Origin of the sequence: Pseudomonas sp. UBA1879, from assembly GCF_002338065.1 — a bacterium.
Classification (GTDB): domain Bacteria; phylum Pseudomonadota; class Gammaproteobacteria; order Pseudomonadales; family Pseudomonadaceae; genus Aquipseudomonas.
Map to the genome: position 1 here is coordinate 1 of NZ_DDHJ01000003.1, position 18,963 is coordinate 18,963.

The 18,963-nt window shown below is 60.8% G+C and carries 18 protein-coding genes and 1 pseudogene; 1 reads left to right on the forward strand and 18 read right to left on the reverse strand.

The window, feature by feature from the left end:
* Nucleotides 1-357: 357 nt before the first annotated feature.
* The 12 genes and pseudogenes from B3N48_RS26780 to ubiE all read right to left on the reverse strand — a co-directional run bounded on the left by B3N48_RS26780 (nucleotide 358) and on the right by ubiE (nucleotide 10,835).
* Entirely contained in the window at nucleotides 358-1,233 is an 876-nt protein-coding gene (locus tag B3N48_RS26780; protein WP_414704188.1) for a methyl-accepting chemotaxis protein, read from the reverse strand.
* Nucleotides 1,219-2,301: pseudogene (locus B3N48_RS26785) on the reverse strand (methyl-accepting chemotaxis protein); the annotation flags it as partial. The pseudogene B3N48_RS26785 and the gene B3N48_RS26780, both read right to left, overlap by 15 nt.
* Before the next feature lie 434 nt (nucleotides 2,302-2,735).
* Nucleotides 2,736-4,652, reverse strand: a complete 1,917-nt coding sequence (locus B3N48_RS02905; protein WP_296179161.1) for a methyl-accepting chemotaxis protein — start codon at nucleotides 4,650-4,652, stop codon at nucleotides 2,736-2,738.
* A gap of 62 nt (nucleotides 4,653-4,714) precedes the next feature.
* Nucleotides 4,715-5,422: a 16S rRNA (uracil(1498)-N(3))-methyltransferase gene (locus B3N48_RS02910; protein WP_296179164.1), complete on the reverse strand. Its 708-nt coding sequence runs from the start codon at nucleotides 5,420-5,422 to the stop codon at nucleotides 4,715-4,717.
* The gene (tatC, locus tag B3N48_RS02915; protein WP_296179167.1) at nucleotides 5,419-6,213 is read right to left on the reverse strand and encodes a twin-arginine translocase subunit TatC; all 795 of its coding nucleotides are present in this window, start codon (nucleotides 6,211-6,213) and stop codon (nucleotides 5,419-5,421) included. Before tatC ends, B3N48_RS02910 begins: the two co-directional genes overlap by 4 nt.
* On the reverse strand, nucleotides 6,210-6,716 hold the full coding sequence (gene tatB / locus B3N48_RS02920; protein WP_296179169.1) for a Sec-independent protein translocase protein TatB: 507 nt from the start codon (nucleotides 6,714-6,716) through the stop codon (nucleotides 6,210-6,212). Before tatB ends, tatC begins: the two co-directional genes overlap by 4 nt.
* 10 nt (nucleotides 6,717-6,726) lie before the next feature.
* Nucleotides 6,727-6,999, reverse strand: a complete 273-nt coding sequence (locus B3N48_RS02925; RefSeq protein WP_296179171.1) for a twin-arginine translocase TatA/TatE family subunit — start codon at nucleotides 6,997-6,999, stop codon at nucleotides 6,727-6,729.
* Nucleotides 7,000-7,041: 42 nt separating this feature from the next.
* The gene (locus B3N48_RS02930) at nucleotides 7,042-7,374 is read right to left on the reverse strand and encodes a phosphoribosyl-ATP diphosphatase (RefSeq protein ID WP_296179174.1); all 333 of its coding nucleotides are present in this window, start codon (nucleotides 7,372-7,374) and stop codon (nucleotides 7,042-7,044) included.
* A 2-nt stretch (nucleotides 7,375-7,376) separates the two neighbouring features.
* Complete coding sequence (hisI, locus tag B3N48_RS02935; protein WP_296179176.1) at nucleotides 7,377-7,769, reverse strand: phosphoribosyl-AMP cyclohydrolase; 393 nt, start codon at nucleotides 7,767-7,769, stop codon at nucleotides 7,377-7,379.
* Between the two features lie 56 nt (nucleotides 7,770-7,825).
* Nucleotides 7,826-9,445, reverse strand: a complete 1,620-nt coding sequence (gene ubiB, locus B3N48_RS02940; RefSeq protein WP_296179177.1) for a ubiquinone biosynthesis regulatory protein kinase UbiB — start codon at nucleotides 9,443-9,445, stop codon at nucleotides 7,826-7,828.
* Nucleotides 9,442-10,065, reverse strand: coding sequence for a ubiquinone biosynthesis accessory factor UbiJ (locus B3N48_RS02945; protein ID WP_296179179.1), 624 nt, complete (start codon nucleotides 10,063-10,065; stop codon nucleotides 9,442-9,444). Before B3N48_RS02945 ends, ubiB begins: the two co-directional genes overlap by 4 nt.
* Nucleotides 10,065-10,835, reverse strand: coding sequence for a bifunctional demethylmenaquinone methyltransferase/2-methoxy-6-polyprenyl-1,4-benzoquinol methylase UbiE (ubiE, locus tag B3N48_RS02950; RefSeq protein WP_110951120.1), 771 nt, complete (start codon nucleotides 10,833-10,835; stop codon nucleotides 10,065-10,067). The genes B3N48_RS02945 and ubiE overlap by 1 nt, the downstream gene beginning before the upstream one ends.
* Before the next feature lie 141 nt (nucleotides 10,836-10,976).
* On the opposite strand from ubiE, the gene B3N48_RS02955 reads away from it, so the two are divergent.
* Nucleotides 10,977-11,255 (forward strand): polyhydroxyalkanoic acid system family protein, encoded by a 279-nt coding sequence (locus B3N48_RS02955; protein ID WP_296179183.1) that lies wholly within the window; start codon nucleotides 10,977-10,979, stop codon nucleotides 11,253-11,255.
* A 95-nt stretch (nucleotides 11,256-11,350) separates the two neighbouring features.
* On the opposite strand, the gene B3N48_RS02960 is transcribed toward B3N48_RS02955, so the two are convergent.
* The 6 genes from B3N48_RS02960 to B3N48_RS02985 all read right to left on the reverse strand — a co-directional run bounded on the left by B3N48_RS02960 (nucleotide 11,351) and on the right by B3N48_RS02985 (nucleotide 18,822).
* Nucleotides 11,351-11,728, reverse strand: a complete 378-nt coding sequence (locus B3N48_RS02960) for a DUF971 domain-containing protein (RefSeq protein ID WP_296179186.1) — start codon at nucleotides 11,726-11,728, stop codon at nucleotides 11,351-11,353.
* A gap of 134 nt (nucleotides 11,729-11,862) precedes the next feature.
* On the reverse strand, nucleotides 11,863-13,197 hold the full coding sequence (hslU, locus tag B3N48_RS02965; protein WP_296179187.1) for an ATP-dependent protease ATPase subunit HslU: 1,335 nt from the start codon (nucleotides 13,195-13,197) through the stop codon (nucleotides 11,863-11,865).
* 66 nt (nucleotides 13,198-13,263) lie between these two features.
* Nucleotides 13,264-13,794: an ATP-dependent protease subunit HslV gene (hslV, locus tag B3N48_RS02970; protein WP_037016051.1), complete on the reverse strand. Its 531-nt coding sequence runs from the start codon at nucleotides 13,792-13,794 to the stop codon at nucleotides 13,264-13,266.
* Between the two features lie 231 nt (nucleotides 13,795-14,025).
* Complete coding sequence (locus B3N48_RS02975) at nucleotides 14,026-14,718, reverse strand: SPOR domain-containing protein (RefSeq protein WP_296179200.1); 693 nt, start codon at nucleotides 14,716-14,718, stop codon at nucleotides 14,026-14,028.
* A gap of 1 nt (nucleotide 14,719) precedes the next feature.
* Nucleotides 14,720-16,456, reverse strand: a complete 1,737-nt coding sequence (argS, locus tag B3N48_RS02980) for an arginine--tRNA ligase (RefSeq protein WP_296179202.1) — start codon at nucleotides 16,454-16,456, stop codon at nucleotides 14,720-14,722.
* 146 nt (nucleotides 16,457-16,602) lie between these two features.
* Nucleotides 16,603-18,822, reverse strand: a complete 2,220-nt coding sequence (locus B3N48_RS02985) for a primosomal protein N' (protein ID WP_296179203.1) — start codon at nucleotides 18,820-18,822, stop codon at nucleotides 16,603-16,605.
* Nucleotides 18,823-18,963: the final 141 nt, after the last annotated feature.

Consider the following 18,963-nt stretch of genomic DNA (forward strand, 5'->3'; position numbering starts at 1 on the left):
AAGACACAAGCTTGCTCGCGAGGCGTACTGTCAGATGGCGCTGTGTTGACCGATCAGCCGTCATCGCGAGCAAGCTCACGCCTACAGATAGGGGCGGCGCCTGTAGACATTGCGGCCAGCCAATCTGTAGGCGCGTGGCTTGTCCACGATCTGCCGGGAACCGACAGCAAACACGCTTATGAGATGTGTCTGACACCCAGTAACTTCCTGTAGGAGTGAGCTTGCTCGCGAGGCGTACTGTCAGATGGCGCTGTATTGACCGATCTGCCGTCATCGCGAGCAAGCTCACTCCTACAGAGAGGGGCGGCTCCTGTAGACATTGCGGACAGCCACGCTCCTACACGACGACGCAGGCCATTAATTCACGCGAAACTTCGCGACCATCTCCTGCAAATGCGTCCCTAACCGTGCAAGCTCCAGACTGGACGCCGCGGTTTCTTCGCTGGCCGATGCCGTCTGTTCGGACACGTCCCGTACGGTCAACACGCTGCGGTTGATCTGCTCAGCGACAACGCTTTGCTCCTCTCCCGCGGTGGCGATCTGCTGGTTCATGGTCTGGATGGTCGAGACCGTGCGCGTGATGTGCTCCAGTGCCGCTCCTGCCTTGCGGCTTAGCTCGACGCTGCGATCTGTCAGGGTGCGACTGGCGTCCAGCGTGCTGACCACTTGCTGCGTCCCGCTTTGCAAGGCCGCGATCAGCAATTCGATTTCTTCGGTGGACTGCTGCGTGCGCAACGCCAGGCTGCGCACTTCATCGGCGACCACGGCAAACCCTCTTCCGGCTTCCCCGGCCCGCGCGGCTTCGATGGCGGCATTGAGGGCCAGCAGATTGGTCTGCTGAGACACCGATTTGATCACGTCCAGCACGCCGCCAATCTTGTCGCTCTCCAGCTTGAGCTTGCCCATGGCCTCGGTGGAATTGGCCACCTCGACAGCCAGGCGCTCGATTTGCCCAATGGCATCTGCGACCACCTGATCGCCTTCCCGAGCCTGCTGATCGGCCTGCACAGCAGCCTCACTGGCCTCCTCGGCGTTGCGGGCGACCTCCATCACGGTCGACGTCATCTGATTCATGGCGGTCGCGACCTGATCCGTCTCACGCTTCTGGTCATTGACCCCGGCGCTGGTCTGTTCGGTGACGGCCGAGAGCTGAGTCGCGGCGCTGGCGATCTGGGCGATGCCGTCGCTGATGCCCGAAATCAGCACGCGCAGTCTCAAGGTCATGTCCTGCATGCTCTGCTGCAGACTGCCCATTTCGTCGTGGCGCCGTACGTCGAGGTCGACACTGAGGTCGCCACCGGCAATCCGCTTGGCGGCTGCGAGGGTTTGCTGCAGCGGCAGAATGATTTGGCGCGTGATCAGCCATGCGGCCAACAGACCCAGCACGATCGCCAGCACCGCAACGCTGATCAGCGTGGTGCGTGACCGGTCGGCCTCGCCGTCCCGACGCTGGCTCTGGAGCGCGGTAATGTCGGCAGTGGACGCGAGCAGCACGTCACCCATGGCTTCCATCGATTCTTGCGCCGCCTCCGCCTTAGTCTGGAGCGATTCCAGCTGACCCAATTGGGTCCGATAGGCTTCCAGCGCCTTTCTGGCTGTCATCAAGATACTGGCATTGGTATCGGAAGGACTGGCCATGATCTGCTCGACTTCCCCGAGCGCTTCTTCGATGGCTTTGATCGCCCCGGCTTCAAACGCTTCCTTGCCGCTGTACAGATACGCCTGCGTGTCGTACAGCGCGTCTTGTAGGTGTCGGCGCAGTTGCAGGATGTTGGTGAACTCGTCCAGTTTTTCCTTGTTTCCCTGCTCTTCACTGACCGCTTTCAGCACATCGGCCTCGACCTGATCCACCGCTTTGATCACGGTATCCGACAGGCTTTTCATCTTCTCGCGCGAGGCATTCCGGGTCTCCAGCACCTGGCCAAGCTCATTGAAGGTCTGCTCCAGGGCGCTGACGGTCTCGCTTTGCTTGTTGAGCATTTGCAGCACGTCGGCCGATTGGTCGTCGCTTCTGAGCGTGCCGAGATGGGCTTCGATCTCATTGATTCGCTTGGAGACAAGAGTGGCGCTCTCAGGCGTGTTTTCCATCCGAAAGGTAATGCGTTCGGCGCGCAGGTCTTTGGTCATAGCGTTGAGCTGAGCGATTGAGGTCAACGATTCCGAGCGCTCGATCATGGCGTCCAGGCCATGCCAGCCGGTGAGGGTGATGACCAGCGTCAGAAGCAGAACGAGGCCGAAACCCAGTGCCAGTTTGAGTTTGACGCTGGTGTTGGCCAGCGCCCCGTTGAGTCCATGGGACATGGTGGGTCTCCTGCGGGTGGGCGATAAACGCGCATCGGCAGGGAAGGCGGGAGCGTGACCTGAGGAAGGTGTAGGAGATTTCTGAGGCGCTGACAGGGGTGATGCAGCTCACACATTGCAGTCAGGTACGGCGCAGAACGCTGAGGGGAATTCCGGGTTAGCGGGCAAACCGCATTCGCCCGATCGCGGCCTGCACCAGGCGTGCGCCTACACGGGTCATGGGCATGTCATAGATCTGCGACCGACGTCATACCTGTGGGAGCCGGCTTGCTGGCGAATGCGCCGTTTCAGCTGACAAAGGTGGGACTGTCCCACCTCATTCGCCAGCAAGCCCGCTCTCACAGGGTTGCGTACGGCCAGCGCATCGCCATCGGCTGTACGGCTTTCGCGCATGGATACGCGGCTGCAATCCTTAGCAGCGGCCAGCGGCTCGGTCAAACCCTGAACCGACCCACCAGCCCCTGCAAGTGCGTGCCCAGACGCGCCAGCTCCACGCTGGATGCTGCGGTTTCTTCGCTGGCCGCCGAGGTCTGCTCCGACACATCTCGCACGTTCAACACACTGCGGTTGATCTCTTCGGCAGTGGCACTTTGCTGCTCAGCCGCGGCGGCGATTTGCTGATTCATCGCCTGAATCGCCGACACTGTTCGGGTAATGCTTTCCAGCGCGCCACCGGCCCGACGCGTTAATTCAACGCTGCTGACGGTCAGCTCGCGGCTGTTGTCCATGATGGTCGCGACCTGTTGCGTGCCGTTCTGCAAGCCCGCGATCAGCGCTTCGATCTCTTCGGTGGATTTCTGCGTGCGCTGGGCCAGGCTGCGCACTTCGTCGGCGACCACCGCAAAGCCACGACCGGCCTCCCCGGCGCGCGCGGCTTCGATGGCCGCGTTGAGCGCCAATAGGTTGGTCTGCTGAGCCACCGATTTGATGACGTCCAGCACGCTGCCGATCTTGTCGCTTTCGCGTTTCAGCTCGCCCATGGCCGCGGTGGAATGCCCCACCTCGCTGGCCAGACGCTCGATCTGAGCGATGGCCTCGTTCACCACCTTGTCACCCTCACGGGCCTGCTGATCGGCCGCGACAGCGGCTTCCGACGCTTCCTCGGCGTTGCGCGCGACTTCTTGCACGGTAGCCGTCATCTGGTGCATCGCCGTGGCGACCTGATCAGTCTCGACTTTCTGGTTGTTGACCCCGGCGCTGGTCTGCTCAGTCACGGCAGACAACTCCTCGGCGGCGCTGGCAATTTGCGTGACGCTGTCACTGATGCCCCCAATCAACTCACGCAGGCTGACGGTCATGCGCTGAATGCCGCTTTGCAATTGGCCCAGTTCGTCGCGACGGTCGACTTTCAGGTTATGGGTCAAGTCGCCGGAGGCCACGCGATCAACCGCGACGAGCGTCTGCTGCAAAGGAAGGGTTATCTGGCGGGTAATGATCCAGGCGGCAATCACGCCGAAAAACAGCGCCAGCGCCGTGGCTACGCTAAGCATGAACTCCGCGTGCCGGCTGTCTGCTTCGCGCTTGGCGGTTTGCGACACGGTCAGCCTGTCGCTCAAGTCCAGCAGTTGCTGGCCGAGCCCTGACATTTTGTCCAGCGCCTGGTGGCTGACGAGTTGAGCATCGCGGTACTGCCCCACTGCCGTGGCATAGCCCTTCAGCGCCAGGTTGGCCCGTTGCAGTTGCGGAATGTATTGGGAAGACACATCGCCTGCGAGGGTGTTCACACCGATGATGGCTTCATCAATGGCGGCTGTGGCGCTCTTCTCGAAATCAGGGTTGCCACTGAAGGTGTAGCCGCGCACCTCGAATCGCGCTTGTTGAATCAACTTGCTCACGCCAACGGCGCTATTGAACTGCAGGATATTGTCGTGCTGGATCAATGCTTCTTCGATTTTGCCGACCTCACTGACCGCCGCGTCTGCCGTGGTGCCGAGGTTGGCGCGGCTAGCCTCCCGCGCTTTGACCGCCTGTGCCATTTCGTCGAAGGCGCGCCGATACCCGGCGACCGCCTCGCTTTGGCGGTCCAGCATGTCGAGGTCTTCACGAACTACAAATTGGCTGTGGGCGGTCTTCAGTTCTGCATCAAGCTTGTTCAGCCAAGTCATGACGCCCGTCGCGGCAGCATCGCTGTACTCAGTTTCATAGCGCAGCCGTGCCGTATGCAATTGCAGGCTCTGCTCGCTGATACGAGAGATAGTGGCCATCTTGTCGCCACGCGTGATCAGTGTTTTGACGCTCGACCAACCGGTGGCGGTGATGATCATCGTCAGCAGTAATACCAGCCCGAATCCGAGGCTGAGTTTGCGACCGACACTGACGTTTCCGAGGCGATGGGTGATCCCTAGAGACATGATCATTCCTTGCGCGTTGTTTTTATGGATGTCAGTCAGGGTATCGGCGGGGGTTTCGAAATCTAGAACAGCCGGGCAATCAGTGCCGTCACAGCCGTTTCCACACGTAAAATGCGCTCGCCAAGCTGCACGGGGTTCAACCCGGAAGCGCGCAGCAGGTCGACTTCGTAGGGAATCCAGCCGCCTTCGGGGCCAATGGCCAGTGTCACAGGCTCGTCCACTGCGCGCGGGCAGGCCGGATAATCACCAGGATGCCCGACCAGACCTAGCGTGCCGTCGACAAGGGCCGGCAGTCGATCTTCTACAAACGGCTTGAGGCGTTTTTCGATAACGACCTCCGGCAGCACGCTGTCCCGCGCCTGTTCCAGCCCCAGAATCAATTGCTCTCGAATCGCCGCAGGTTCCAGAAACGGGGTTTGCCAGAAGCTTTTTTCAACACGATAACTGTTGACCAGAATGACTTTAGGCACGCCCATGGTGGCGACGGTCTGGAACACCCGGCGCAGCATTTTTGGACGGGGTAAGGCGAGCACCAAGGTCAGCGGCAGCTTGGCGGGCGGTTCACGATCGAAGCTCACAGCGAGTTCCGCCTCGCGGGGTTCAAGGCGTAACAGCTGTGCGGCGCCAAGCAAACCGTTCACGCGCCCGACGCGCAGGCTATCGCCCACTTCCGACCGATGCACTTCTTGCATGTGCTTGACGCGGCGATCGCGCAGCACCACTCGATCAGCCGAAATGAAGTCGGCTTCTTCCAGAAGCAGCAGATTCACAGCTGCGTCGCTGGGGGCTGGTCTTGTTTGTCTTCGGCTTTTTCGTCTTCTTCATGGTCGCCACGCTTGGTGACCATGGAACTGCATAGCACGCCGATTTCGAACAGCAGCCACATCGGCACCGCCAGCAGGGTCTGCGAGAAAATATCTGGCGGTGTGAGGATCATGCCGACCACGAAACAACCGATCACCACGTAAGGCCGGATCTTCTTCAGGTATTTCACGTCGACAATGCCGATCCACACGAGCAGCACCACCGCGACTGGAATCTCGAACGCCACGCCAAATGCCAGGAACAACGTCATGACAAAATCCAGATAACTGGAAATATCCGTCATCATCGACACCCCTTCCGGGGTCACGCTGGCGAAGAAATGGAAGATCAGCGGGAAGACCAGGAAATAGGCGAACGCCATCCCGGCGTAAAACAGAATGATGCTGGAAATCAGCAGCGGCACCGCCACGCGCTTTTCGTGCTTGTACAGGCCGGGAGCAATGAAGCCCCAGATCTGATACAGGATCACCGGCATCGCCAGGAACAGCGCCACCATCATCGTCAGCTTGAACGGCGTGAGAAACGGCGAAGCCACGTCGGTGGCGATCATTGTCGCGCCGTCGGGCAGAAACTTGCGCAACGGCGCCGAAACGAAGGTGTAAATCTTCTGCGTGAAGTAAAACAGCGCACCGAAGATCACGAAGATGGCCAGCACGCAACGCAACAAGCGCGAGCGCAGCTCAGTGAGGTGCGAGACCAACGGCATCTGCTGGTCGTTTTCCGGTATTTCGCTCATGGGGCTCGTGGGGGCTGTGTCGAATCGTTGGCGGAAGGTGCGCTCGGCACGGCGGTAGGCGTCGTTGCGACTGGAGCAGGCGTCGCGCCAGGCTGCACGGCCTCGACCTCAGCAGGCGCCGGTGTCACCGATGCGCTCTCGGCAGGCGCTGCCGGGCCGATGTCGGCGCTGGGCGGCGCTGGCGTGGCACCCATGATCGGCGGGGCGGGCTCACTGACCGGATGGGCGGCTGGCGGCACCACAGGCGCCACCGGTTGTTGCGGCTGCATGATTTTGCGCGCTTCTTCTTCGAGCGAAAGAATGTGTTCGTTGTGCAACTGGCGACGAATTTCATCGGCGCCGATCTCGCGCTCAACTTCCTGTTTGATCGCGTTGAAGCTGCGTTTCAGGCGACCGATCCAAAGCCCGGCCGTCCGTGCTGCGCCTGGCAAACGCTCAGGCCCTAGGACTAGCAGGGCAACAAGGCCGACCAGCAGCAGTTCAGAGAAGCTGATACCAAACATGCGTCACGACCTAGTCTTTGCGAATGGGCTCTTCGACTTTCTGCGCAGTGCCATCGATAGTGTGTGGCGGGTACGGCGGCTGAGTCGGTGGAACCGGCTGCGCGGTCGGTTGGGGCTGGACAGGCGGTTGCTCGGCCGGTTTTTCGTCGTCGTTCATGGCCTTGCGAAAGCCTTTGATCGACTCACCTACGTCGGTGCCCAGGTTCTTCAGTTTCTTGGTGCCGAACACCAGTACGACAACTACAAGAATGACGATCCAGTGTTTCCAGTCAAAAATGCCCATGACGCGTTCCTCACAATGATTTCAGGGCTCGCAGGCCCGTGTTTAATCCGTCGAGCGAGCAGCTTTTTCGGCGTGGCCGGACAGCCCGAAACGGCGATCCAGTTCATCGAGTACGGCTTGCGGGTGCTGGCCCAGCGCTGCGAGCATCACCAGGCTATGAAACCACAAGTCTGCTGTTTCGTAGATGACATCGCTGCAGTCACCACTGATGGCGGCGTCCTTGGCGGCGATGATGGTTTCGACCGACTCTTCGCCGACCTTCTCCAGAATCTTGTTCAGCCCCTTGTGATAGAGACTCGCGACGTAAGAGGAGTCGGCCGCCGCGCCTTTGCGCTCTTCCAGCACTTGAGCCAGGCGGGACAGGGTATCGGTCATGTTCAGTGTCCTGCGTGATAGATGGCGTGCGGATCTTTGAGGACCGGGTCCACAGTCTTCCATCCGGCATCGTCGTAGACGCGGTAGAAGCAGCTTTCGCGGCCAGTGTGGCAGGCGATCCCGCCGATCTGCTCGACCATCAGAATGATGACGTCAGCGTCGCAGTCCAGACGCAATTCGTGCAGTTTCTGCACGTGACCCGATTCTTCGCCTTTGCGCCACAGTTTGCCACGGGAGCGCGACCAATAGATGGCACGGTTTTCCGTGGCCGTCAGGCTCAGGGCTTCGCGGTTCATCCAGGCCATCATCAGGACGCGTCCGGTTTTATGGTCCTGCGCGATCGCCGGTACCAAACCGTCGCTGTCCCATTTAATCTCGTCCAGCCAGTCTTTCATCGTCGGCTCCGGCCGATGTGTGGGTGGGTTAGTGTGCCAGCGGCGTGCGTCGATGGCTATCGGCGCACGACCAGATAGAGCCCTGCGACCAGCATCAGCAGCGCGGGCCAGGCGCTCAGCGCCAGCCATTCATCGCCCGATTGGGTGTGGGCCGTCGCCAACAGCACGCCACCGCCCAGCAACGCGGCGCCGATCAGCCGCAAGGCCCAGTGATCGCCCCTGCGCGAGTAGGGTGGGGCGGGATCGGATCGGTGCGGCTGCGACAGGCGCTCCAGCAAGTCGCGGGTCATGTTGGCCAGATGGGGAATTTGCTCGACTTGGGATTGCAGGTTGCCGATCAGCGTTTTCGGGCTGACCCGTTCGCGCATCCAGCGTTCCAGATAGGGTTGGGCAGTGCTCCACAGATCCAGCTCCGGGTACAGCTGACGGCCCAGACCTTCGATGTTGAGCAAGGTTTTTTGCAGCAACACCAGCTGCGGCTGGACTTCCATGTTGAAGCGGCGCGCGGTCTGAAACAGACGCATCAGCACCTGGCCGAAGGAGATGTCTTTGAGCGGCTTCTCGAAGATCGGCTCGCACACGGTTCGAATGGCGGCTTCGAATTCGTTGAGTTTGGTTTCCGCCGGAACCCAGCCCGAATCGATGTGCAACTGGGCGACGCGGCGATAATCCCGCTTGAAGAACGCGAACAGGTTGCGCGCCAGATAATCCTGGTCTTCCGGGGTCAGGCTGCCGACGATGCCGCAGTCGATGGCGATGTACTGCGGGTCCCACGGCGCGACTGTGCTGACGAAAATGTTGCCGGGGTGCATGTCAGCGTGAAAAAAGCTGTCGCGAAACACTTGAGTGAAAAACAGCTCGACGCCGCGTTCGGCGAGTTTCTTCATGTCAGTGCGCTGATCGGCGAGGGTCGCCAGATCCGTGACCTGAACGCCGTAGATACGCTCCATCACCAGCACTTTTGGACGGCACCAGTCCCAATAGACCTGCGGCACATACAACATGGCCGAACCTTCGAAGTTGCGGCGCAACTGGCTCGAGTTCGCCGCTTCGCGCAACAGGTCGAGCTCGTCATAAATGGTCTTTTCGTAGTCGGCAACCACGTCGACGGGGTGCAGCAGGCGAGCGTCCGCAGACAGCCGTTCGGCGATCTTCGCGAGAATGAACAGCCACGCTAGATCCGATCCGATGACCGGTTTAAGCCCTGGCCGCACGACTTTCACGACCACTTCTTCGCCGGTCTTGAGGCGAGCGGCATGAACCTGCGCCACCGATGCAGAGGCCAGCGGCGCGACATCGAAGCGGCTGAACACGTCATTGATCTTCGCGCCCAGTTGCGACTCGATCAGCGCGATGGCCTTTTCGGAATCGAACGGTGGCACGCGGTCTTGCAACATCATCAGCTCGTCGGCGATGTCTTCGGGCAGCAAGTCGCGGCGGGTCGAAAGCAGCTGGCCGAACTTGATGAAGATCGGCCCCAGGTCTTGCAGGGCCAGTCGCAGGCGTGCGCCTCGGGTCAGCTCGTTTTTGCGCCGCGGGATCCAGCGCCACGGCAGCACAAAACGCACGGCAAGTAGCCACCATGGCAGTGGGAGGGCGAACAGCAGGTCATCGAGGCGGTAACGGATTACGACACGCTGGATGCGAAACAGGCGGCGGACGGCAAGCAGGCTCATGCGTTATCGCTGGATTTGAGGGATTGGGCCAGACGCTCGAAGCGGGCTTCGAGGCGTTCCAGGTCTTGTCGGGTCTGATCCAGTTCGGCGAAGCGGGCTTCAGCCTCGCGTTTGCCGACCAGAGTGCGGGATTCTTCGGCCAAGTACTCGGCCAGATTATGGTTCAGGCTCTCGAAACTGTTGCGGCTCCAGCGGGCGCTGTTGCGCAAGTGGCTGCCGATCAAGGGCGTGACCACCGGACCGAGCCAGCGTTGCAGCTCGTATTCCCAGTCCAGATCCAGATCCTGCAGCACGCCCACCAGTTCCAGCAGCACCCCGCTTTCGCCTTCCAGATCGACTTCGGGGCTATGCAGCACGACGTTTTTGTCTTTGCTCAGCGCCAGGCGCACGAGGCTGGCGGCGGGAGCGCGCAGGGTCACATCAGCACCGGCTTCCCAACGTGAGGCCAGCATCAGGCCTTCGTCACTGGGCAATATGTACAGGTGAAACGCAGGGCGGGTGCACTCGACCGCAATCACTTTGCCGCTCAGCCGATCAAGGCGTGGCAGGGCCGTGCTGTCCATGTGCAGCACTTGATTGATGCCGCGCTCGGCGCTGGCGAGCAAGCCGCTGATCAACATCAGGGTTTGATACCCCGGTGCAGGGCGACGATGCCGGAGGTCATGTTGTGGTAGGTCACGCGGTCGAAACCGGCTTCCACCATCATTGATTTCAGGGTTTCCTGATCCGGGTGCATGCGGATCGATTCGGCCAGGTAGCGATAACTTTCCGAATCATTGGTGATCAGCTTGCCCGCCAGCGGCATGAACGCGAACGAATAGGCGTCGTAGACCTTGGACATGACCTTGTTGGTCGGTTTGGAGAATTCCAGCACCAGCAGACGGCCGCCGGGTTTCAGGACGCGCAGCATGGAGCGGATGGCGTCTTCCTTGTGGGTCACGTTGCGCAGGCCGAAAGCGATGGTCACGCAGTCGAAATGGTTGTCCGGGAACGGCAGCTTCTCGGCGTCGGCTTGTACGAACTTGATATTGCCGGCCACGCCACGGTCGAGCAGGCGGTCGCGACCGACCTTGAGCATCGACGCGTTGATGTCGGCCAGCACCACTTCGCCGGTCGGGCCGACCAGGTGGGAAAACTTCTTGGCCAGATCCCCCGTGCCGCCTGCGATGTCCAGCACGCGATTGCCGGTGCGTACACCGGACAGCTCGATGGTGAAGCGCTTCCAGAGCCGGTGCATGCCGCCAGACAGCACGTCGTTCATCAGGTCGTACTTGGCCGCCACAGAGTGGAAAACCTCGGCGACCTTCTCGGCCTTCTGGCTTTCTGCGACGGTTTTGTAACCGAAGTGAGTGGTGGGTTCGGCATCGCTGCCTTTGCGCGGATCATTCATATCGCTGTCACCGGAATAAAGTGCCGCCATTCTAATCGTCGGGGCTGGCTTTGTCTTGACAAGGCTCACCGCCAACAGTTTCTTCGCTGGACACCGCTGGTATAGTGCCCCGACGATTGATCCCGCTGAAGGAGCCCTCCGATGGCCCGTATTACCGTGGAACGCCCGCATGCGCTGGGCAAGGACAAGGCCCGCGAAAAGGCCGAGTTACTGGCCGAGAAGCTGGGTGACAAATATGGGATCGAACACAGCTGGGACGGCGACACCGTGTCGCTGGAAGGCAAGGGTGCCAAAGGTACCGTTCAGGTCGAAGAGGCCTTGGTGCGGGTCAGCATTGAACTGAATTTCCTCCTTTCGGCCATGAGCAGCACGATTCAGTCCGAAGTGGAGCGGCAATTGGATAAGGCGCTGGCTGCCTGACATCCCGCAGGAATCAGCGTCAGACCAAGATCCTCTTACAGCATCCCAACCTAAAGCGCTTGCCAGTCACGAAGAGCGGGCGCCGCAGCGGGCCGCTAGAGCATGAGTCGAACGACTTGCTCCGAAGGGTCGCGGGATTTGCCTGCGGCTTTCAATTCAGCGAGATAGTCGTCCCACAGCGACGCTTGGCGTTGCGCCAGTTGTTCCAGGTATTCCCACGTGAACAGGCCGCTGTCATGACCGTCGTCGAAGGTCAGTTTCAGTGCGTACTGACCTGCTGGTTCGACTTTAGTCAGCCCGACGCCCAACTTGCCGAACTGCAAAATCGGCTTGCCATGCCCCTGCACCTCGGCAGACGGCGAATGCACCCGCAAAAACTCGGCGGGCAGCTGATATTCCTCACCGGGGCCGTATTTCAGCGTGAGGATTTTCGAGGCTTTGTGGAGCTGGATGGCGGAGGGCATTCGGGACATAAAAACAGCCTCAAGCTGTAAGCGATAAGCTTCAAGTAACAGCAGATTGATGCGAGCCGCAGACCCCAAGTGAAAGCAGCTTTGCGCAGCGCTGCTTTTCACTTGGGGCTTGAAGCTTACAGCTTGCGGCTGCTTTAAAGGATGTAGCGCGACAGATCTTCGTCTTCGGCCAGCTCACCCAAGTGGCTGTTGACGTACGCTGCGTCGATCTGGATCGTACCGCCGTCTTGCGCGCCGGCCAGGTCGCCCGCGCTGAAAGACACTTCTTCCAGCAGGCGTTCCAGCAGGGTGTGCAGACGACGGGCACCGATATTTTCGGTCTTCTCGTTCACCTGCCACGCAATCTCGGCCAGGCGCTTGATGCCTTCCGGCAAGAACTCGATGTTCAGGCCTTCGGTCTTGAGCAGTTCGCGGTATTGCTCGGTGAGCGAAGCGTGGGGCTCGCTCAGAATGCGCTCGAAATCCTGCGGGCTCAGGGCTTTCAGCTCGACGCGAATCGGCAGGCGGCCTTGCAGCTCAGGCACCAGGTCGCTCGGTTTGCTCAGATGGAACGCACCGGAAGCAATGAACAGAATATGGTCGGTCTTGACCATGCCCAGTTTGGTGTTGACTGTGCAGCCTTCGATCAACGGCAGCAGGTCGCGCTGGACGCCCTCACGGGAGACGTCTGCGCCACCGACGTTGCCGCGTTTGGCGACTTTGTCGATCTCGTCGATGAACACGATGCCGTGCTGCTCGACCGCCTCCAGGGCTTTGCCTTTCAACTCCTCGTCATTGACCAGGCGGCTTGCTTCTTCGTCGCGCACCATCTTCAACGCGTCTTTGACCTTCAGCTTGCGGCTCTTCTTCTTGCCCTTGCCCATATTCGCGAACAGGCTTTGCAGCTGGTTGGTCATCTCCTCCATGCCCGGTGGCGCGGAGATATCGACGCCGCCCATTTCGGCGACTTCGATTTCGATTTCCTTGTCATCCAGCTGACCTTCACGCAGGCGCTTGCGGAACAGCTGGCGGGTATTGGTATCGGTGCCTGAAGCGTCTTCATTGAAGCCCACACGCGCAGGGGGCAACAGGGCGTCGAGAATGCGATCTTCAGCAGCGTCTTCAGCGCGATGACGGACCTTGGTCATTTCCTGTTCGCGCAGCAGCTTCATGGCAGCGTCGGCCAGATCACGGATGATCGACTCAACGTCACGGCCTACGTAGCCGACTTCGGTGAACTTGGTGGCCTCCACCTTGATGAATGGCGCGTTGGCCAGTTTGGCCAGGCGACGAGCGATCTCGGTTTTACCGACGCCCGTTGGACCGATCATCAAAATGTTTTTCGGGGTGACTTCAACGCGCAACTCTTCCGGCAGTTGCATCCGGCGCCAGCGGTTACGCAGCGCGATGGCGACGGCGCGCTTGGCATCGTCCTGGCCGATGATATGGCGATTGAGTTCGTGGACGATTTCACGGGGAGTCATGGACATGGTTTTCAACGGTCCTCTTTGACGAATGAGTCCGGCCGCCGCGATGAATGGCGGCGTCTGTCGGGCTTATTCGGCGAGGTCCTGCTCCTCAATGGTGATGTTGTGGTTGGTGAACACGCAGATATCGCCCGCGATGTGCAGCGCGGTCTCGGCGATTTCCCGCGCCGACAATTCGGTTTTCAACAGCAGGGCGCGCGCGGCAGCTTGAGCGAAAGCGCCGCCCGAGCCCATGGCGATCAAACCATCTTCCGGCTCAACGACATCGCCATTACCGGTGATGATCAGTGATGCATCTTTGTTGGCAACAGCGAGCATGGCTTCGAGTCGGCTCAGCGAGCGGTCGGTGCGCCAGTCCTTGGCCAACTCGACGGCGGCGCGCACAAGATGCCCCTGGTGTTTTTCCAACTGCGCTTCGAAGCGCTCGAACAGGGTGAAGGCGTCGGCGGTCGCGCCTGCGAACCCGGCAATCACCTGACCGTGGTACAGGCGGCGAACCTTCTTCGCGTTACCTTTCATGACGGTATTGCCGAGGGAAACCTGGCCGTCACCGGCCATAACGACTTTGCCTTGGCGGCGCACTGAAACGATGGTGGTCAAGGGGAGAGTCTCCACGCTAGGGGGCGAAAATGCCCTGATGGGAACTCATATGGGGGTGGGGTCGGGTATTTCAACCGTGGGGGGTGAATGGCAGGGGTGTATGGATCTGCTTTTGGCCGAAGGCCGTTGGAGCTGGCTTGCTGGCGAAGGCGGAGGGTCAGTCCGCATAAAGGGTGACTGAACCATCGTATTCGCCAGCAACCCGGCTCCCACGCGGGATTGGCGTTTGGCCTAGCGGGCCTGACGCTGTTGCAGCAACAGGTTGCTGAATCCGCCACCCGCCAGCTGCTTCTGCGCGGTGGTCAGTTGTTCGCGGTTGCTGAACGGACCGACCAGCACGCGATACCAGGTTTCATCCTTCACTGTCCCGGATTCAACCGTTGCCGCCTGACCCAGCAAGATGATTTGCGCGCGCACCTTGTCAGCGTCGGCCTGTTTGCGGAATGAACCCGCTTGCAGGAAGAACGTCGTCACCGGCGCAGGTTTCGCCACTGGCGGTGCTGGTGGCGGCGTCAGGCCGCTGAGGGCTGCCTGGGCGCGGGCGGTGTCGATCTTCGCCGCCTGCTCAGGTGTGACCGGCGTGGTCGGTGCTGCCACGGAAGGTGGCGTCTTTTCCGGCACGGCTTCGTTCGGCACGATGACTTCCGATTCCGGCAGCAACGTGTAGAAATCGTACTTTGGCTTCACCGGCGCGGTCGGGCTCGGCGGCGTCTTGTTCGCTTCAGCGATTTTCGCGGCCTTGGCCTCTGCCTTGTTGCGCTTGATGTCATCGCCGCTGCCGGGCTCCAACTTCATCAGAAAGACGATGAACGCGCCGACGGACAGGCCGACCGCCAGCCACACCCATCCCGGAATCGGCTTCTTTGCGGGGGCCTCGTACCGGCTGGCACCGCGCTTGGGAGCAGGTTTCTTTTTGACTGCCAAGTTACATACGCTCCAGAGTTTCCAGACCCAGTAGTTGCAGGCCTTGCTTGAGGGTGCGACCGGTCAGGTGCGCGAGGCGCAGACGGCTCTGCTGTTGCTCGGGGTTTTCCGCGTTCAGGATCGGGCAGTTCTCGTAGAAGCTGGAGAACAGCCCGGCCAAGTCATACAGATAGGCGCACAGCACGTGCGGCGTGCCTTTCTCGGCGACGTTGTTCAGGGTTTCGCCGAACTGGGCCAGACGTGCGGCCAGGTCCTGCTCTTGCGGGGCTTCAAGGGCGATCTCGCCTTTGTTTGCATCGAAAGTCTCCCCCAGTTTGCGGAACACACCGACCACGCGGGTATAGGCATACAGCAGGTAAGGCGCAGTGTTGCCTTCGAAGCTCAGCATCTGATCGAAGTTGAAGCTGTAGTCACTGGCGCGGTGCTTGGACAGGTCGGCATATTTCACTGCGCTGATGCCCACGGCCTTGGCGATGGTGCGCAGTTCGTCTTCAGCGACGTCCGGATTCTTTTCTTTCACCAGCACGTAGGCGCGCTCTTCCGCTTCGTCGAGCAGGTCGACCAGCTTCACGGTGCCGCCGTCGCGGGTCTTGAACGGGCGGCCATCGGCGCCGTTCATGGTGCCGAAACCCATGTGTTCCATCTGCATGCCGTTGGTGACGAAACCGGCACGGCGGGCGACTTCGAACACTTGCTGGAAGTGCAGCGCTTGACGCTGGTCGACGAAATACAGCGCGCGATCGGCTTTCAACACGTTGCTGCGATAGCGCACGGCAGCCAGGTCGGTGGTCGCATAGAGATAGCCGCCGCCGGCCTTTTGCACGATGACGGGCAGTGGCGTGCCTTCGGCGGTTTTGAACTCTTCGAGGAACACGCACTGCGCGCCGTTGCTCTCGACCAGCAGACCGGCTTTTTTCAGGTCTGCGACGACGTTGGCCAAGTCATCGTTGTAGGCGCTTTCACCCATGACGTCTTTCGGCGTCAGATTCACGTTCAGGCGCTCGTAAACTTGCTGGCAGTGCGACAGAGAAATGTCCTTGAAACGCGTCCACAGCGTCAGGCATTCAGGGTCGCCCGCCTGCAACTTGACCACCAGACCACGGGCCCGCTCGGCAAATTCTTCGGACTCATCGAAGCGGCCTTTGGCCGCGCGGTAGAAATTTTCCAGGTCCGACAGCTCGTCGCTGGTCGCGGGGGTTTCCTGCAGATAGGCCAGCAACATGCCGAATTGGGTGCCCCAGTCGCCGACGTGGTTCTGGCGAATCACGGTGTCGCCGAGAAATTCCAGAACGTTGGCCACGCCGTCGCCGATGATGGTCGAGCGCAAGTGACCCACGTGCATCTCTTTGGCCAGGTTTGGTGCGGACAGGTCGACCACGACACGTTGAGCAGGGCCGTTCTTGCGCACCGACAACGTGGCGTCAGCCAGCGCTTCATCAAGGCGCGAGGCGAGGGCATGGGTGTTCTGGAAGAAATTGAGGAAGCCAGGACCGGCAATGTCGACCTTGGTGATCTGCTCGTCGGCCGGCAGCGCAGCGACGATTTTCTCGGCCAGATCGCGAGGCTTCAGCCCTGCAGGCTTGGCCAGCATCATCGCGATATTGCTGGCGAAATCGCCGTTTTTCTTGTCCTTGGCGTTTTCCACCTGAATCGCCGGCGTCAGCCCTTCCGGCAAGACGCCTTCGGTGACGAGTTGGCTCAGAGCTTGTTGGATCAGCTGGCGAATGGTGTCTTTCATGAGGCTCTCTTTCGACCGCAAGCGCGGCAGCGCTTCGATGCGCGGGTGGAAAAACTGGGTATTATCCGTTGCCGAAGCCCTGTTGCCAACCGGGTTGGGTGCGTGGTTGTGAATCTTCACCGTGGCGCCTACAGGCGATCTCCATATCAGTACAAATCCACTGGGTCCACATCCAGCGACCAGCGCACCGCGCGCCCGCTTGGCAGGCTTTCCAGCGCTAACAACCAGGCCGTCAGCAGTCTATGCAAGGGCGCGCGGGCGTTGGCTTGCAGCAGCAATTGCGCCCTGTATCGCCCTGCACGACGCTCCATCGGAGCCGGGACCGGGCCCAACAGTTCGATGCCGCCCAGCGACATTTCCTTCAAAAGCCGTTCCGCTTCCGCACAGGCTTCGTCTAAAAATCCTTCAGCCTGCCCCGGCTTGTGAGCTTCGGCGCGCAGCAGCGCGAGGTGGGAAAACGGTGGTAATCCCGCAGCGCGACGTTCGCTCAATGCCTGCTCGGCAAAGGCGAAATACCCCTGCTCGGTGAGCTGAATCAGCAGCGGGTGATCGGCCAGGTGCGTCTGAATGATTACCTTGCCCGGTTCTTCCGCACGCCCCGCACGGCCCGCCACCTGAACGATCAACTGGGCCATGCGTTCGCTGGCGCGGAAGTCGCCGGAGAACAGACCGCCGTCGGCATCCAGAATCGATACCAGCGTCACACGGGGGAAGTGATGACCTTTGGCAAGCATCTGCGTGCCGACCAGAATGCACGGGTGGCCCTTTTGAATCGTGGCGAACAGCTGATTCATCGCATCCTTGCGCGACGTACTGTCGCGATCGACCCGCAACACTGGATAGTCCGGAAACAGGATCGCCAGACGCTCTTCAGCGCGCTCCGTCCCTGCGCCGACAGGGCGCAAGTCAACCTTGCCGCAGGCCGGACAGTTGCGAGGCACACGCTCAACGTGGCCGCAGTGATGGCAACGCAACTCGCCCGAGCGTTGATGAACGGTCATGCGCGCATCGCAGCGATTGCATTCCGACAGCCAGCCGCAGTCATGACACAGCAGTGTCGGCGCAAACCCACGACGGTTCAGGAACACCAGCACTTGCTGTCCCGCCGCCAGGGTTTGACCGATGGCTTGCTGCATGGGGCCGGAAATTCCGCTGTCCAGCGGACGGCTTTTCACATCCAGGCGCAGGAAGCGCGGCTGTTGCGCGCCGCCCGCCCGTTCATTCAGGCGTAGGAGGGCGTACCGGCCGGTGTAGGCATTGTGCAAGCTTTCAAGTGAAGGCGTCGCCGAACCCAGCACGATCGGGATGTCTTCCTGCCGGGCGCGCACCAGTGCCAGATCCCGCGCGTGGTACCGCAGGCCTTCCTGCTGTTTATAAGAGCCGTCGTGTTCTTCGTCGATGATGATCAGGCCAGGGTGCTTCATGGGCGTGAACAGCGCCGAACGCGTGCCGATGATGATGTCCGCTTCGCCATCGCGCGCGGCCAGCCAGGCGTCCAGGCGATCGCGGTCGTTGACGGCCGAGTGCAACAGCGCGATACGGGCATTGAACCGCTGTTCGAAGCGAGCCAGGGTCTGTGGCCCGAGGTTGATTTCCGGGATCAGCACCAGCGCCTGCTTGCCCGCCTCCAACGTCTCGCGGATCAGTTGGAGATAGACCTCGGTCTTGCCGCTGCCCGTTACACCCGCGAGCAGGGATGCATGGAAACTGCCAAAGCCCGAGCGGATGGCCTCGTAGGCGGCGCGCTGCTCGGTATTCAACGGCAGTTCGGGTTGTGCCAGCCAATGTTCATGGCGCGCCACCGGGGCATGGCCGCGCACTTCCACCGTCACCAGCTCCTTGGCCAGCAGCAGGTTGAGGCTATCGCGGTTGAGCATCAGTTTGCTCAACAACTGATGGGCGACCCCGTGGGGATGCTGGGCCAGGGTTCGCAACGCCTCTTTCTGTTTCGGCGCGCGGGCGATGCGCGGATCGTCGATGCTGGCGCCGGAGGCGATCTGCCAGAAACGCTCCTGTCGAGCCTCGGCTGGCTCGCCCTGGCGCAGCAATACCGGCAGCGCCCAACTCAGCGTGTCGCCGAGGCTGTGCTGATAATACTGGGCCGTCCATAGGCACAGCTTGAACAGGGTGGGGGGCAATGGCGCTTCGTTGTCCAGCAGGGCAATCGCAGGCTTGAGTTTGTCGTCGGGCACGTCGCTGTGATCGGTGACTTCCACCAGAATGCCGATCATTTCGCGGCGACCGAACGGTACCCGCAGGCGCATGCCGGGCTGCAACGCGCTGAGCGCGACCCCTGCAGGGGCGCGGTAGTCGAACAGACGACGCAAAGGCGAGGGCAGGGCGAGGCGCAGAATGGCGTCGGGCACGCGGGGATTCCCTGTTACGAAGTATGACCAAGGGCGCGATCTTAGCAGACGACCGGCATTCACGTTCCCTTGCGTGTTTTATGTTCTCTGTTAATATGCGCGGCCTAATTCCGTGCGGTATTCAACAATCGTGTTGGGTGG